We start from the raw sequence: 15,984 nt of genomic DNA on the forward strand, positions 1-15,984 counted from the left end.
GGCGCAAGCGCACCTGGGGGCTCGAAAGTGAGGGGGTAATCATCACGTGCTTGAGAGGCATATTCGTAGCCCACAGGTGCATGTTCCTTCCCTGATCAAAACTGACTTCCAGACACCGAAGTATGGAGGAGGAAAGGAACGGACAACCTATATCGAGAGGCCGAGTGGAGGTTCTGCGCAGTGGCTAAACCGTCATGGATGCCGGTTTAGCCACGCTGGGCCATGGATGGCCCAGCGCGGCGACCCATTGTAGGAGCGAGCATGCTCGCGATGGTCGTCAACGATGACGCTGGGCACCTGACACCCCTCGGCGCTCTCAGGTTCATCGCGAGCATGCTCGCTCCTACAGTAAGGGCAGAACCCTAGGTGGCCGTCACCGCAGCAACGGATATGCACCCAATCCAGTCCCACCACGGTTTTCAACGCACCCGAATCTTCGGATCACCCGCCCCCCGGCGCAGATTGGCAAGAAACCCCTCCAACGGCGCCGGTTCGGCGATCTGTGGCAAGGCGTCTTTGTCCGGGCGTTGCGCCCAGAAGGCATCCCAGGACGGAAACAGCTCGTGGAAGGTACCGGCGTAGGGTTCGCGCCCTGGCCAGCGCATTTTCAGGCCGCCGATCGGCGGTTTGTTCAGGTCGCTCGCGTACCAGTAGCACGGCAAGCGGCGACGGAAGCACCAGCGCCCGTCGACCCGCTCGTAGTCGTCCCAGTACAGCATCTGCATGATCACCCACTCCGGACCGGTCTCATGTTCGTTCTTCGAATAGACCACGCCGGTGGCGTGATCGGCATCGCTGAACTCGATGATGTGTTGCCCCAGGTGGTGGGAGGTGCCGTGGAACTGCTTGCGCATGGTTTCGTCCAGCCACGCCTTGAGGTGCGCGCGGCCGCTCTTGTCGCGGCCCACCCGCACGTCCGGGGCGAAGCAGTTGGCCATGGCGTCCATGTCGCGCATGTCCAGGGCCAGGGCGTACTTGCCGGCCAGTTGGCGGATCGCGTCCAGCGACTCCAGACGGTCGATGCGCTCAAGCAAGCTGTCGTTGTCCTGGTTCATCAGTCGAGCACCGTGTACAGGTCCGAACCGCGTCCGCCGTCCACCGCCAGGCTCGCGCCGGTGACATACGACGCCTCGTCGCTGGCCAGGAACACAATGGCGTTGGCCAGCTCCACCGGCAGGCCGACCCGTTTCATCGGGATGACTTTTTCCGTGTTGCTGCGGGTCTTGGCATCGGCCAGCATGCCGGCCGTGGCCGGGGTGTCGACCACGCCGGGAATGATCACGTTGCAGCGGACGTTGTTCGGTGCACCTTCACTGGCCGCCGCGCGACTGAAGTTGATCACCGCTGCCTTGGCCGCCGAGTAACCGGCCATCCACGCCGTACCGAACAGGCCGCAGATCGAAGCAATGTTGACGATCGAACCGCCGCCCTGCGCTTTCATCAATTGCATCGCGGTGCGAGTGCCCCAGAAGGTGCCGTCCACAGTGGTGGCGAAGTTGGCGTGCCAGTCGGCGGTGGTCATGGTGTCGATGCCGCCCCATGTGTAGGCCATCGCATTGTTGACCAGGATGTCCAGGCGCCCGTGACGTTGCGCGGTGGCTTGCAGCGCGCCGACGTAGGCCTGTTCATCGCTGACATCGGCTACAGCAATCTCCGCCTGCCCACCCTGGGCAATGATTTTTTCCTGCACGCCCTGCAGCGGCTCGATGCGCCGTCCGCACAGCACCACCGTGGCGCCCTCTTCGGCGAACCGCAATGCGGTGGCTTCGCCGATGCCGGAACCGGCACCGGTGACGAAGGCAATTTTTCCTTGTAGACGCTTGCTCATGGGTGACTCCCTGATCAGATAAAGGCCATGCCGCCGTTGACGGCGATGTTCTGCCCGGTCATGAAACTGGCATCTTCGCTGGCCAGGAACACCGCGACCCGGGCAATCTCGTCGGTCTCGCACATACGGCCCAGAGGCACGTTTTTCAGCAGCGCCTGCATGTAGTCGTCAGGGATGCCGGCCATCATCGGTGTGTTGGTCGGCCCCGGCACCAGGGTATTGACGCGTATGCCACTGGAGGCCAGTTCACGGGCGATCGAACGGGTCAGGCCCATCACCCCGGCTTTCGACGCGCAGTAGTGGCTTGGGCCGTCGCCGGTCAGTGCGGCGGTGCTGGAGAGGTTGATGATGGCCCCTTTGCGCCCACCCTTGACCATCAGCTTGGCGCCCTCGCGGCAGCACAGGAAGGTACCGCCCAGGTTCACGCCGATCACCCGCGCCCAGCTTTCGTCCGGGGTTTCGAGGAAGCTGTCCAGCGCGCCCACACCCGCGTTGTTGACCAGGATGTCGAGGCCGCCGAAGTGCTGCTCGGCCTGGCCCATGGCATCGGCCACGGAGGCGCCGTCACCGACGTTGCAGGCCAGGGCCAGTACTTTCTCACCCAGGTCGGCCAGGCTCTCGGCCAGGGCTGCCTGGTTCAGGTCGACAGCCACCACCTTGGCGCCTTCGGCGACAAAACCGCGCACGATGGCCTGGCCCATGCCCTGCGCGGCGCCGGTCACGAAGGCGACTTTATTGAGTAACTTCATAGCAATCTCCAAGTCTGCGAATACGCTGCGGCCCGCTGCAATGGAGCCGTCACTTGCATGATTAGCGGCAAGGCCCCGGGCACACATCGTCCGATGGGACTAGCGCCACGTGGTCTGAACGGACGATGTGAACACCCCCGTCTACGCCCAGCATTCGCCAAGCGCGCACCTCGCCAGGCGCTGTTTCCCCTTCGATCCGCTGCAGCGCCTGGCGCGGCTGTGCCTCATGAATCCGCAGACAATGGAGAACCCCATGAACCAACCCGTAGACCTGCCCCTGCCCGTCGGCCATTACGCGACCCTGCCCAACGGCCTGCGCCTGCACTATCTGGATGAGGGCGCAGGCCCCGTGGTGCTGTGGCTGCACGGCAGCGGGCCAGGTGCCAGTGGCTTCAGCAACTTCAAGGGCAACTACCCGCAATTCGTCGCCGCGGGCTATCGCAACCTGGTGCTCGACCTGCCAGGGTTCGGCCGCTCGGACAAACCCGAGGACGTGCAGTACAACCTTGAGTTCTTCGTCGATTGCGTGGCGGCGTTCCTGGAGTCGGTCGGTGTGCGACGTTGCACGCTGCTGGGTAATTCGCTGGGTGGCGCGATCGCCCTGGGACTGGCCCTGCGCCTGCCGCAACTGGTCCACAGCCTGATCCTGCTGGCACCGGGCGGTGTCGAGGAGCGGGAAACCTACTTCAAGATGGAAGGCATCGTGCGCATGGTCAGCCTGTTCAGCGCCGGCCCCATCGGCATGGAGGAGATGCGCAGCATGATGCGCCTGCAGCTGTTCGATGACTCGATCCTGCCGGAAAGCCTGCTGCAAGAACGCGTGGCGGTGGCGGTGACGCAACCGAAGAACCTGTTCAGTACGATGATGGTGCCGAACATGGAAGCGCAGCTGGGTGACATTCAGTGCCCGATCCTCGGCTTCTGGGGCACCAACGATCACTTCAACCCGGTCAGTGGCGCCCAGCGCATCATCGACGGCGCGCCGAACGCCCGCTTCATTGTGCTCAACCGCTGCGGGCATTGGGTCCAGGTGGAACACCGCGAACTGTTCAACCGCAGCTGCATCGATTTCCTGCAGAACGGCTGATCGACAAGCACCACAAAACCTGTGGGAGCGGCGGTGCGGCGATCCCACAGGGTTTGTGGTGTACTGGTTGCCTGGGTTGTTAGCGATCTGCCGCCTTCTGGCTGTTCAATATCGCGTCACCGGGCTGGCCGAGTACGCAAGACGTGCCACCCGGGGTGTACATCATCGCTACGCAGCGATTGCAGGCGGTGCAGATCGAGTCGCGGCTGGCGCCACTTTCGAGTTTGTTGATGTAGTCATTTTCGGCCAGCAACACCCGGCCCATGGCGACCAGGTCAAAGCCCTCGGCCATGATCTTTTCGATACTCGCCAGGCTCTTGGCACCGCCCAGATAAGCCAACGGCATTTTCACCGCCGCACGCACCTTGCGCGCATGCTCAAGCAAATACAGCTCACGGAATTCCACCGTCGGCTCCTTGCGCCGCTGGATGGCCATCGCCAAAGCAATGATCTTGTTCTTCTGCTGCACGCGGTTTTCCTTGGGGAACGAGGAACCGAACATAGTGGTGATCGACTCGGCATTCATACCCGCGCTGAGCACCAGCAAGTGCGCGCCCTCTTCTTCCAGCATGCGGGCGATCTTCGCCCCGTCTTCGGCGCTGTTACCGGCGCGCACACCTTCGGTGACGCTGTATTTGCAGATCACCGCCATGTCGTGGCCGACCGCATCCAGCACCGCCCGCAGCACCCGGCGCGGAAAGCGCAGGCGGTTTTCCAGGCTGCCGCCGTACTGGTCGCGGCGCTTGTTGTACATCGGCGAAATGAACTGGCTCAGCAGGTAGCCGTGGCCCATGTGGATTTCCACGGCATCGAATCCCGCCTGGCGTGCCAGGCGTGCGCCTTGCGCGAAGTCGCGCACCACTTGTTGCATGTCGGATTCGTTCATCGCCTGCTTGAGGAACATGCCACTCATCAGGCCTATCTTGTTGAAACCGCCGCTGGCCGACAGCGGACGCTTGGTCGAGCGCTCGCGGATAAAGGTAAAGCAACCGCCATGGGTAATCTGCGCGCTGGCCAGGCCACCGGCCTGGTGCACACCATCGGTCAGGGCCTTGAAGTGTGGCAGGCTGGATTGGGTCAGGGTCAACTGGTTGGGCAAGGTACGACCATCGCTGCTCACCGCGCAGTAGGCCACGGTAGTCAGGGCGATGCCGCCAGCGGCCAGGGCGGAGTGCAGCTTGACCAGTTGCTTGGACGGCACGCTCTGGGCACTCATGCCCTCGTTGGTGGCGGACTTGATAAAGCGGTTTTTCAGGGTCAGTGGGCCAATGGTGATCGGACTGAACGGTGATGGGGTCGGACGAGGATTCATGACAGGCCTCTCTTTATTTTTATCGGGCTAAAAACGAAGGGCTGCGTCGCCAGACGGGCGACGCAGCCATGATCATCAGAAGGTGTACTTGGCGTTGAGCGACAGGTAGTCGCGGTCAGCCAGCAGTCGGCCCTGGGCAACGTCCGGCGAGCTCAGGTACGCGACATAGGTCATGCCGATCTGAAAGTTGCCCAGGTACTTGAAGTCGCCACCCACGGTCAGGCGCTTCTCGTCGCGGCCCAGGCCCTGATAGGCGCTGCCGTCGACGTTCTGCGTCCATACCACTTTGGTGCTCAGGTCCAGGCCGGTGGCGATGGAGGGATAATCCATGTAGGCGCCGACACCGAGCAGGGTCGAGCCACGGGTCTGGGTCTTCGATTGGAACTGGTCGAAGGCGCCGTCCACGCCGGCCCCGCCGCCGGTGATCGTCAGGCTGTCGACCCCGTCGATGTGTTGATGCACCACCTCACCCATGAAGGTGGTCTGCTGGGCGAGCAGGCTTGGCCCCAGGATGTACATGGCATTGAGGTTGCCCTGCCAGATCTGCCCGGTGGTCGGCGCGCCGTTGTTGAGGTAGACCGAGGCACCATCGCGGTAGCTCAAGTCACCGGCGTACTGCACCGAATCGCCGACCTTGGAGCTGAAACTGACACCTGTCAGCTTGACGTCTTCGAAGTAGCCCAGGCGATAGGACGGCGCGGTGCCGTCGTGCCCGATGCCCTTGAGCGAAGAGTATTGGGTGGTGCCGGTGAAGTCGAAGAACATCGAGCCGATGCGCTCGTTATAGCGGTAATGGAACAGCCCCACTTCGGTGTTCTCGGTGATCCGGTAGCGCACGCCCAGGCCCCATTGACCGCTGTCGCTGGCGTCTTTTTCACCGGCATAACCGACCGCCAGGCCGTTGGGCAGGCTGTTGACCACCCCGCTGCCCAGGCGATAGAACTCGGCACCGGGACCGAAGGTATCGCTGCCGAAGTAGTCGCCCACGGGATTGAGCTGGGTCTTTTCCCACTCGTACTGGTAGTAGCCCACCAGCGCGAGGTCTTCGTTCAGCGACCACGACCCGGACACCTGCCCTACCGGCAAGTACGAGTCCTTGGCCTCGGTACCCGGCACGTTGAACTTGGTCGCATCTACCGGGGCCTGGCCCTGGCTGATGTTGGGCCAGAACAGGCTCTCGCCCCAGGCCACCAGATGCCGCCCGGCCTTGAGCGACAGGTACTGGGTCTCGCCGAGCTCGAAGTTGCCATACACATACGCATCGAGCAGGCGCGCCATGCTGCCACTGAGCCTGCGGGTTTCGTCGCTGAACCCATCGTTGTGCCCGGTCTTGTTGACCGTCTGTGGCGAATCGTTGGCGTTTTTCTGGTTATAGACATCGTCGTAGAACTGGCTGCCGCGCAGCACCGCTCCGAGGTTGTCGTGCTTGAGCTGCAGTTCGCCGAACAGGCTCAGACGGTTATTGATCAACGAGCCGCGCTTGAAGTTGCGCGTGCCGTCGTCGTTGTTCGGATCGTTGAGGTACTGACTCGCCTGCTTGGCGGTACGCATGGAGGCGGTGTAGTTGACCGTCAGCGACGAATCCAGGGTGGTATTTTCCCCCAGTTCGATGCTCGGTGCGGCGCTGGCCGTGGCACTGGCGATGGTGATGGCCGTTGCCAACAGACAGCGGCCAACGCTCAACTCTCCCGAATGGCGCGCGACAGTGTTTCCCGTGAACATGCTCCTCTCCTTTTGTTGTTGTTTTTTCTGGTGTCGCCACAGCATGAAAAAAGCCGATGCCGCGCACATCGTCCGTTTGGTGAGATGAGTGCGCCTCATGCCTGGGCGCTATTGGCCACCAGCGCGCGCAGTTCGTTCTTCGCCACCTTGCTCGACGGGTTCAATGGCAAGGCACTGAGGAAGCGCACCTGGCGCGGCACCTTGTAATTGGCCATCTGTTCCCGGCTCCAGGCGATCAATTGCGCCTCGTCGAGCTCTCGTCCATCACGCAGCACCACACAGGCACACCCGACTTCGCCCATGCGTTCATCGGCGACACCGATCACCGCCACCTGGGCAATGGCCGGGTGCCTGATCAGCGCTGCCTCGATTTCCGCCGGGTAGCAGTTGAAACCGCCGACGATGAACATGTCCTTCAAGCGATCGGTGATGATCAGGTTGCCCGCCCCATCCAGGCGCCCGACATCGCCGGTGTGCAGCCAACCTTCGGCGTCGATGGCTTCGCGGGTCGCTTCAGGGTTCTGGAAATAGCCCTGCATGATGTGAAAACCACGCAGGCAGATCTCACCGGTCTGTCCTGCGTCCAGCGCCTGGTTGTGCGGGTCGCGGATGCTCACTTCGGTGCCGGCGATCGGCCGGCCGCTGGTGCCGGCAATCACCTGCGCCGAATCTTGCGGATCGCAGATGGTCGCCAGTCCGCCACACTCGGTCAGGCCGTAGGCGGTGGTCACCACGGCGAACCCCAGCTCAGTGCGCATGCGCTCGATCAGGCTCGGCGGGATGCTCGCCGAACCGGTCACCGCGATTCGCAGGCTCGACAGATCGGTCTGCTTGAGTTGTGGGTGGGCCAGCAGCGAGAGATACAGGGTCGGCGCACCGGGCAGGACGCTGATGCGCTCACGGGCGATGCGCTGGAACACTTGTTCGGCATCGAACACCGCATGGGGCAGGATGGTCGCCCCGCCGATCAGGCAGGTCAGCCAACCGGCCTTGTAGCCAAAGGCATGAAAGAACGGATTGACGATCAGGTAGCGGTCCTCTGGCACCAGGCCGAGGACCTTGACGTATTCGGTGAAGGCCCGCAGGTTCTGGCCATGGCCGCTCATGACGCCCTTGGGTTTGCCGGTGGTGCCGGAGGTGAACAACAGGTCGCACATGGCCTCGGGGCCGACCGCCAATGCACGGCGCTTGGCGCTGCCGGCATCGATAGTCGCGGCACCCTGCAGGAACTGTGCAAGGGTCAGGTCCGAAGGCTGCTCCGGCGTGTCGCCATCGATGATCACCAGGTGTTCGAGGCTGGCCGGCCGATGAGGTGCGAGCAGCGCCGGGTAGTCGACGTCGAGAAAACGCTGCTGGACAAACAACACCCGGCAACCGCTGCGCTCCAGCACATCCGCGGCCTCAAGGCCCTTCATGCGCGTGTTGATCGGTACCAGCACCGCCCCGGCGCACTGAATGCCCAGCGCCGCGAGGATCCAGTCGCCACTGTTTGGCGCCCAGACGCCAACCCGGTCACCGGCCTGGATACCCAGGGCCATCAAGCCCCGGGCGAAGCCCATGACGCGATCGGGCAGATCGGCGTAGTCGATGCATTGGCCGTGCTCTTCAATGACCGTGCGCCCGGCAAAACGTTCGGCACTGCTGAAGACCAACTGGGCAAGGGTGACAGGGGCAGCGCTCAGGGGCGCGGCAAGGTTCAGGCTCTGATTCATCGTGGGCTCGTGCTTGGCATCATGGAGGGCATCAATCGGGAAAGCGGATACGCAGTTGTGCGCTGGTGGGCACCGCCTGGCAGGCTAGGATCCAGCCTTCGGCCAGATCGCCCGCGTCCAATGCATCGTTGTGCAGCAGTTCGACCTCGCCGCTTTCCAGGGTGCACATGCACGAGGCGCAGCCACCGACACGACAGGCGCTGGGCGGGTTCAGGCCGGCGCGCTCCATGGCAGCCAACACGGTTTCGCCGCTGTCACAGGCCAGCTGGTGATCCTCGCCATCCAGGCGCACTGCCAACTGCGCGGCCACGGCCGCCTCGCTGCTGGTAACCTGCGGCAATTCACCTTCGCCGGGCAGCGAGACGAAGCGTTCGACGTGCACCCGGCGATCCGGCATGCCGAGGCTTTTGAGCGCACTGACCGCCGCGTCCATGAACGGACCCGGACCACAAATGAACGCCTGGGCATCGATAAACGACCGCGCCAGCTCGGCCAGTTGGCCGACGCTCGGGATGCCCTGCACCGAATCGAGCCAATGGACGATTTGCAGGCGTTGCGGATGAGCGCTGGCCAGGCTTCTGAGTTCGTCCTTGAAAATCACTGAGGACTCATCGCGGTTGGCATAGATCAGCAGGACCCGGCCGGTTCCGGCGAGCAACGCCGAACGCAGGATCGACAGCACCGGGGTCACGCCGCTGCCGCCCCCGAACAGCAGCAAGTCGCAGTCGAGGCTGCGTGGCACGAACACCCCGGCCGGTGGCAGCACCTCGAGGTTCTGCCCGGCCTGCAACTCGCCGCACAACCAGTTCGACGCGCGTCCCTCGTGCACGCGCTTGACCGTTACTCGCAATGGCTCATCCAGCAACGGCGTGCTGGACAATGAGTAACATCGGGGCAGCCAACCGTCCTCGAAAGGGACGCGCAAGGTCAGGAATTGGCCGGGTTGATAGCGAAAACGTTCGCTTAGATGCTCGGGCACGTCGAACACCAGGGATCGCGCATCGGCGGTTTCCTCGATCACGCGCGCCACGCGCAGGGCAAGATAATTGTTCATAGGTCAGGTACTCATGACCACCTGGCCGTGGATCACGGACAGGTGGAAACCCAAGGGGGCGAAACAGGCTCTGTCGCCTCAGACGTAAGGGTCCGGGTTGGGCAGGCCGAGCATCACCGCGCCGTAGCTGCGCCCGTAGGCCATGTAGTTGTTGGCGATGTGTCCGCGCGCCTGGTGCAGGTCGCGGAACAGCCGCGCCACCGGGTTGGTGTTGTACAGACCCGAAGCGGCCATGCTGCGCAGCAGATCGTTGGCGCGTTCGGCGCAGATGTTGGTCACATAGGCCGACTGGTAGCGATACAACAGACGGGTCTCGGTGTCCGGGTATTCGCCGGCACGTGCCAGGGTCATCAGGTGCTCGTAGTTGCGCTCCAGCACCAGGCGCAGGCTATCGACGGTGACCATCGCTTCGGCCACGGCGGTCTGTGCCACCGGGTCCTCAGCGGTACGGGCGCCGTGCTTGCCGATGTGCTTGGCGGCATTGTCGCGGAACTCGTTGATCGCGCCCTGCAGGGCGCCGATGGCCGAGGTCGAGACGGCGCGGGAGAACACCTGGGCGAACGGGATCGCGTAGATCGGGTTGGTGTTGACCAGGCGCCCGGGTGTCGCTTCGAGGGTCCAATTGTTGGTGCGTTGCACACGATGGGCCGGGACGAATACATCTTCGACCACGATGTCATGGCTGCCGGTGCCGCGCAGGCCCATCACGTCCCAGTTGTGTTCGATCTGATAGTCGTGACGCGGCAGCAGGAAGGTTCCGTGCTCGGCGGCCATCTCGCCATCGGGTGGCAGGATGCCGCCCAGGAACACCCATTGGCAGTGCTCGCTGCCACTGGAGAAACCCCAGCGCCCGCTGATGCGGTAACCGCCCTCGACCACCGTGACCTTGGCCGCCGGCATATAGGTCGAGCAGATCAGCGCGCTGTGGTCATCGGCCCAGACTTCGCGCTGCGCCTCGATCGGGTAACGCGCCAGTTGCCAGGGGTGAACGCCCATCACGCCGTAGATCCAGGCTGTGGACATGCACCCTTCGGCGAGGATGGTCTGGATCTCGAAGAAGGTGCGCGGGTCCACTTCATAACCGCCGAACGCCCTTGGCTGCAAGGCCCGCAGCAAGCCGGCGGACTGCAACTCGACGACGCTCTCCACCGGCACCTTCAAGTCCTTGTCGGCCTGCGCCGTGCGTGCCTTGAGTGCCGGCACCAGGCTGCGTGCCCGCTCAAGCAGATCTCGTTCGTCCTGGGTTTTTTCTCGCATGCTGTGCATCACTCAATTCTCCCGATCTCACTGCGCCACTGCGCCAGTTGTGATGGATCATCGGATTGAGCGGGGAATCATTCATCGTCAAAGCGGACTAGGGGTGCGTGGGCTGACAGCCTACTGGGATATTTACGGGGTACATATCCGTTGCTGCGGTAACGGCTACTTATGGTTTCGCCCTTACGGCGAGTCACTTTCGAAAAGCGCGAAAGTAACCAAAGCGCTCTTGCCCCACCACTCGGTGCCTCGCTAAGGCTCGGCATGCCAGAACGAAGGCATTGCTCCGTGGGTCGCCGCGATGGGCCATCCATGGCCCAGCGCGGCTAAACCGGCGTCCTGCCGGTTTACCCACTGCGCAATGCCTGCGTTCGGCCAGCGTGGTTTAACGGGGCGACCCAGATCAAAAACAAAAGCGAGGCGGCCTTAAAGCCGACCTGACTTTTCCGGTAACCCCCGACCTGATCGTTCCCACGCTCCGCGTCACCGTTGCGCACGGCTCACGTCATGCGTCGTCATCGGAACGCGGAGCGTCCCTGGCGGCATTCCCACGCAGAGCGTGGGAACGATCACACAGGGAGAACGCGTACGGCTCCCGATCAGGTCGGCGTTAAGGCCGCCTCGCCTTGCTTTGGCTTTTGATTTTCTTGCCCCATCGAGAGGCTTCGTTCCGGTTCTGCGCAGTGGGTAAACCGGCATGGATGCCGGTTTAGCCGCGCTGGGCCAGGGATGGCCCAGCGCGGCGGGCCCCGTAGGAGCGAAACCATAGGTGGCCGTTACCGAAGAAACGGATATGTACACCAACCCACCTCATCCAGCCCCCGCTAGTCCGTTGAGACGATGCCCCACCCGATCACCGCAGCGATAGTAAACCCATCCGAAATCGACCCCACGGAGCAAGGGCCCATGAGTATTTTGCAGCGTTTCCAAATGGACGGCAGCGTCGCCATCGTCACTGGCAGCGGCCGCGGTATCGGTCGGGCGATTGCCCTGGCGTATGCCGAAGCCGGCGCCGATGTGGTGTGCTCGGCACGTTCGCTGGACGAAGTGCAGGCCGTGGCCGAGGAAATTCGCGCCCTCGGTCGGCGCGCCCTGGCCTTCGCCTGCGACGTCAACGATGCCGAGCAACGCCAGGCACTGGTGCGCCAAAGCGTCGAGCACATGGGCCGGATCACTCATCTGGTGAACAACGTCGGCGGTGGCGGTCCCAATGATCCGCTGAGCATGACACCCGAGCAGTTCGCCCAGGTACTGAACTTCAACGTCGCCACCACCTACGCCTTCTGCCAGCTGTGCGTACCGCTGATGCGCGAGGCCGGGGGCGGCAACATCATCAATATCAGCTCAGTGGCGGCGCGTTATGCCCAGCGCCATTTCAGCGCCTACGGTGCGGCCAAGGCGGCCCTCAGCCATCTGACCCGTCTGCTGGCCCAGGACTTCGCCCCGCAGATCCGGGTCAACGCCGTCGCCCCCGGCCCCACCCTGACCGAGGCACTTAACGGCGTGATGCCTGCCGCCATGCGCCAGGTCATGGAAAACAACACCCCGCTCAAATGCCTGGGCACCCCGCAGGACATCGCCGCCGCCGCGTTGTACCTGGCCAGCCCTGCCTCGGCCTGGGTGACCGGCAAGATCATCGATGTCGATGGCGGTGCCGACTCGTCGGTCTGGCCTGGCTGAACGACTCCTTTGGGCCCGCCCCTGTCGATGTTGGGGCGGGCTTTTTTCTTTTCATCCTACTTCCGATCCAACTGGAGCCCCTCGCCATGGACACCCATTTGATCAACGCGCTTGGTGACGAGCTGTTCAACGCGCTGCGCAACCGCCAGACGCTGGCGCCCCTGACCCAACGCTATCCGCAGATCACCCTGGAGCAGGCCTACGGGATTTCCCTGCAATTCCTGCAGCGCCGTGAAGCCCTCGGCGAGCACGTGGTCGGCAAGAAAATCGGCGTCACCAGCCGTGCCGTGCAGGAAATGCTCGATGTCCATCAACCGGACTTCGGTTTCCTCACCAACGCCATGCAGGTCGAGGACGGCAGCGACGTCAGCCTGGCCCGTTACAACCTGATACAGCCCCGGGCCGAAGGCGAAATCGCCTTTATTCTCGGCGAAGATTTGCAAGGCCCGGGCATCCTTGCCGAGGACGTGCTGGCCGCCAGCCAATGGGTCGTGCCGTGCTTCGAGATCGTCGACTCGCGTATCGACGACTGGCAGATCCGCATCCAGGACACCGTGGCCGACAACGCCTCGTGCGGCGTGTTCGCCCTCGGCTCCCAGCGCATCGACCCACGCTCGCTGGACCTGGCCGCGGTGCACATGCAAATGAGCAAAAACGGCCAACCGGCGGGCTCGGGCCTGGGCTCGGCGGTGCAAGGCCATCCTTGCGCGGCTGTGGCCTGGCTGGCCAATACCCTGGGCGAGCTGGGCATCCCGTTCCGCCGTGGCGAAATCATTCTTTCCGGTGCCCTGGCGCCGCTGGTGCCGGTGATCGCCGGTGACCATATCAGCCTGTCCATGACCGGCCTGGGCGAAGCCAGCCTGCGCTTTGTCCCGTGAATCGCCCTTCCCTCTTCAGGAGCCAAGAAACCATGAGTAAAAAGATCAAATGCGCGCTGATCGGGCCGGGCAACATCGGCACCGATCTGCTGTACAAACTGATGCGCAGCGAAGTGCTGGAACCGGTGTGGATGGTGGGCATCGACGCCACCTCCGAAGGTCTGGCACGAGCACGCGAGCTGGGCCTTAAAACCACCGCAGACGGCGTGGACGGATTGCTCCCGCATGTACTCGAAGACCAGATCCAGATCGCCTTCGACGCCACGTCGGCCTATGTCCACGCCCAGAACTCGCGCAAGCTCAATGCCCTGGGCGTGTTGATGATCGACCTGACACCGGCGGCCATCGGCCCGTATTGCGTGCCACCGGTCAACCTCAAGTCTCAACTTGGCCTGGGTGTGATGAACGTCAACATGGTCACCTGCGGCGGCCAGGCCACCATTCCGCTGGTGGCGGCAGTGTCCAGCGTGCAGCCGGTGGAATACGCCGAAATCATTGCCACCGCCGCGTCCAAGTCGGTCGGCCCCGGCACCCGCAAAAACATCGACGAGTTCACCCGCACCACCGCCAGCGCCGTGGAAAAGGTCGGCGGCGCGAAAAAAGGCAAGGCGATCATCATCATCAACCCCGCCGAGCCGCCGCTGATCATGCGCGACACCGTGCATTGCCTGACCGCGAGCGAACCCGACCAGCCGGCGATCACCGCCGCCATCGAGGCCATGATCGAGCAAGTACAGCGCTACGTGCCCGGCTACAAGCTGGTCAACGGCCCGGTGTTCGACGGCAATCGGGTGTCGATTTTCATGGAAGTCGAAGGCCTGGGGGACTACCTGCCCAAGTACGCCGGCAACCTGGACATCATGACTGCCGCCGCGGCACGCACCGCCGAGATGTTCGCCGAGGAAATCCTCAAGGGCGAGCTGGTACTCACCGCTACTGCCCAAACCGCTCACGCATAAGGAGTCGACCATGGATCTTCGCGGCAAAAGCATCACCGTTCACGACATGTGCCTGCGCGACGGCATGCACCCCAAGCGCCACCAGATCAGCCTGCAACAAATGAAAGACATCGCCTGCGGCCTCGACGCGGCCGGTGTGCCGCTGATCGAAGTCACCCACGGCGACGGTCTGGGCGGCAGCTCGGTGAACTACGGCTTCCCGGCCCACACCGACGAAGAGTATCTGTCGGCAGTGATCCCATTGATGAAAAAGGCCAAAGTCTCAGCCCTCCTGCTGCCTGGCATCGGCACCGTCGATCATTTGAAAATGGCCCATGAGCTGGGGGTCAACACCATTCGCGTAGCCACCCATTGCACCGAGGCTGATGTCAGCGAACAGCACATCTCCCACGCCCGCCACCTTGGCATGGACACCGTCGGTTTCCTGATGATGGCCCACATGAACAGCCCGGAAGGCCTGGTCAAGCAGGGCTTGCTGATGGAAAGCTACGGCGCCAACTGCATCTACCTGACTGATTCGGCAGGCTATCTGCTGCCCCACGACGTCAGTGCTCGCGTGGCGGCGATGCGCGCGGCCCTCAAGCCTGAGACCGAGATTGGCTTTCATGGCCACCACAATCTGTCGATGGGGGTGTCCAACTCCATCGCCGCGATTGCCGCCGGGGCCAACCGCATCGACGCCGCCTGCGCAGGACTCGGTGCCGGCGCGGGCAACACGCCGATGGAAGTGCTGGTGGCGGTGTGTGATCGCATGGGTATCGACACCGGCGTCAGTGTGTTCGGCATCCAGGACGTGGCCGAGGACCTGGTGGTACCGATCATGGACTTCCCGATCCGCAGCGACCGCGATGCCCTGACCATGGGTTACGCCGGGGTCTATGGCTCGTTCCTGCTGTTCGCCAAACGTGCCGAGAAGAAGTACGGCGTGTCGGCACGGGAAATTCTCGTTGAGATGGGACGGCGTGGGATGGTTGGTGGGCAGGAGGATATGATCGAGGACACTGCCATGACACTTGCTCGTCTGCGGCGGCTGGGGTAAGGCTTTGTGTTACGCGATTTTTTTCAGGTGTACATATCCGTTGCTGCGGTAACGGCCACCTAGGGTTTCGCTCTTACAGCGAGTCACTTTCGAAAAGCGCGAAAGTAACCAAAGCGCTCTTGCCCCACCACTCGGTGCCTCGCTAAGGCTCGGCATGCCAGAACGAAGGCATTGCTCCGTGGGTCGCCGCGATGGGCCATCCCTGGCCCAGCGCGGCTAAACCGGCGTCCTGCCGGTTTACCCACTGCGCAATGCCTGCGTTCGGCCATCGTGGTTAACGGGGCGCCCCCAGATCAAAAACAAAAGCGAGGCGGCCTTAAAGCCGACCTGACTTTTGCGGTAACCCTAATCCCCTGTGGGAGCGAGCCTGCTCGCGAAGGACGTCAACGATAACGTGCCCAGTCTGGATGAACGCGTTGCCTGGAGATTTTTCGCGAGCAGGCTCGCTCCCACAATGAGATAGCAGGCAGACCTGAAATCAGGTCGGCTTTAAGGCCGCCTCGCTTTCGCGTTTGATCTTGATCTGGCTTTTGATTTTCTTGCCCCATCGAGAGGCTTCGTTCCGGTTCTGCGCAGTGGGTAAACCGGCATGGATGCCGGTTTAGCCGCGCTGGGCCAAGGATGGCCCATCGCGGCGGGCCCACGGAGCAGGACCGGAGCGAGGGCATGCCGAGCATTAGCGAGGCACCGAACGCCAGGGGCAAGAG

13 protein-coding genes and 1 pseudogene are annotated in these 15,984 nt (G+C 63.1%); 6 read left to right on the top strand and 8 right to left on the bottom strand.

Annotation, left to right across the window (positions count from 1 at the left end; translation table 11 throughout):
* Window positions 1–222 precede the first annotated feature (222 nt).
* Window positions 223–351: pseudogene (locus tag CGA21_RS30295) on the top strand (outer membrane lipoprotein carrier protein LolA); the annotation flags it as partial.
* Between the two features lie 68 nt (window positions 352–419).
* Here CGA21_RS30295 and CGA21_RS27910 read toward each other — a convergent pair.
* The 3 genes from CGA21_RS27910 to CGA21_RS27920 are packed head-to-tail and all read right to left on the bottom strand — an operon-like array spanning window position 420 to window position 2,577.
* Entirely contained in the window at window positions 420–1,055 is a 636-nt protein-coding gene (locus CGA21_RS27910) for a nuclear transport factor 2 family protein (protein ID WP_110755115.1), read from the bottom strand.
* Window positions 1,055–1,828 carry an SDR family NAD(P)-dependent oxidoreductase gene (locus CGA21_RS27915; RefSeq protein ID WP_188265521.1) on the bottom strand — a complete coding sequence of 258 codons (774 nt, stop codon included), beginning with the start codon at window positions 1,826–1,828 and terminating at the stop codon, window positions 1,055–1,057. Before CGA21_RS27915 ends, CGA21_RS27910 begins: the two co-directional genes overlap by 1 nt.
* A 14-nt stretch (window positions 1,829–1,842) precedes the next feature.
* Window positions 1,843–2,577 carry an SDR family NAD(P)-dependent oxidoreductase gene (locus CGA21_RS27920; protein ID WP_188265522.1) on the bottom strand — a complete coding sequence of 245 codons (735 nt, stop codon included), beginning with the start codon at window positions 2,575–2,577 and terminating at the stop codon, window positions 1,843–1,845.
* 253 nt (window positions 2,578–2,830) lie between these two features.
* Here CGA21_RS27920 and CGA21_RS27925 point away from each other — a divergent pair, with 253 nt between their 5' ends.
* A complete protein-coding gene (locus CGA21_RS27925; protein WP_110755112.1) occupies window positions 2,831–3,664 on the top strand; it encodes an alpha/beta fold hydrolase in 834 nt (277 codons plus the stop codon).
* 79 nt (window positions 3,665–3,743) lie between these two features.
* On the opposite strand, the gene CGA21_RS27930 is transcribed toward CGA21_RS27925, so the two are convergent.
* The 5 genes from CGA21_RS27930 to CGA21_RS27950 all read right to left on the bottom strand — a co-directional run bounded on the left by CGA21_RS27930 (window position 3,744) and on the right by CGA21_RS27950 (window position 10,730).
* Window positions 3,744–4,976 (bottom strand): NADH:flavin oxidoreductase, encoded by a 1,233-nt coding sequence (locus CGA21_RS27930; protein ID WP_110755111.1) that lies wholly within the window; start codon window positions 4,974–4,976, stop codon window positions 3,744–3,746.
* A gap of 75 nt (window positions 4,977–5,051) precedes the next feature.
* Complete coding sequence (locus CGA21_RS27935) at window positions 5,052–6,698, bottom strand: DUF1302 domain-containing protein (RefSeq protein WP_188265523.1); 1,647 nt, start codon at window positions 6,696–6,698, stop codon at window positions 5,052–5,054.
* Between the two features lie 95 nt (window positions 6,699–6,793).
* Window positions 6,794–8,410: a FadD3 family acyl-CoA ligase gene (locus CGA21_RS27940; protein ID WP_188265524.1), complete on the bottom strand. Its 1,617-nt coding sequence runs from the start codon at window positions 8,408–8,410 to the stop codon at window positions 6,794–6,796.
* Between the two features lie 31 nt (window positions 8,411–8,441).
* The gene (locus CGA21_RS27945) at window positions 8,442–9,464 is read right to left on the bottom strand and encodes a ferredoxin--NADP reductase (RefSeq protein WP_110755109.1); all 1,023 of its coding nucleotides are present in this window, start codon (window positions 9,462–9,464) and stop codon (window positions 8,442–8,444) included.
* Window positions 9,465–9,542: 78 nt separating this feature from the next.
* Window positions 9,543–10,730, bottom strand: coding sequence for an acyl-CoA dehydrogenase family protein (locus CGA21_RS27950; protein ID WP_110755108.1), 1,188 nt, complete (start codon window positions 10,728–10,730; stop codon window positions 9,543–9,545).
* A gap of 897 nt (window positions 10,731–11,627) precedes the next feature.
* Here CGA21_RS27950 and CGA21_RS27955 point away from each other — a divergent pair.
* From CGA21_RS27955 to dmpG, 4 genes are all read left to right on the top strand, one after another.
* Window positions 11,628–12,401 (top strand): glucose 1-dehydrogenase, encoded by a 774-nt coding sequence (locus CGA21_RS27955; RefSeq protein ID WP_188265525.1) that lies wholly within the window; start codon window positions 11,628–11,630, stop codon window positions 12,399–12,401.
* A gap of 86 nt (window positions 12,402–12,487) precedes the next feature.
* The gene (locus CGA21_RS27960) at window positions 12,488–13,279 is read left to right on the top strand and encodes a fumarylacetoacetate hydrolase family protein (RefSeq protein WP_188265526.1); all 792 of its coding nucleotides are present in this window, start codon (window positions 12,488–12,490) and stop codon (window positions 13,277–13,279) included.
* A 32-nt stretch (window positions 13,280–13,311) separates the two neighbouring features.
* Window positions 13,312–14,238 carry an acetaldehyde dehydrogenase (acetylating) gene (locus tag CGA21_RS27965; RefSeq protein ID WP_110755341.1) on the top strand — a complete coding sequence of 309 codons (927 nt, stop codon included), beginning with the start codon at window positions 13,312–13,314 and terminating at the stop codon, window positions 14,236–14,238.
* 10 nt (window positions 14,239–14,248) lie between these two features.
* On the top strand, window positions 14,249–15,277 hold the full coding sequence (dmpG, locus tag CGA21_RS27970) for a 4-hydroxy-2-oxovalerate aldolase (RefSeq protein ID WP_188265527.1): 1,029 nt from the start codon (window positions 14,249–14,251) through the stop codon (window positions 15,275–15,277).
* The last annotated feature ends 707 nt before the right edge of the window (window positions 15,278–15,984 follow it).

The sequence above is a fragment of the Pseudomonas sp. PSB11 genome, from assembly GCF_014596605.1.
In the GTDB taxonomy this organism is placed as follows: Bacteria; Pseudomonadota; Gammaproteobacteria; order Pseudomonadales; family Pseudomonadaceae; genus Aquipseudomonas; species Aquipseudomonas umsongensis.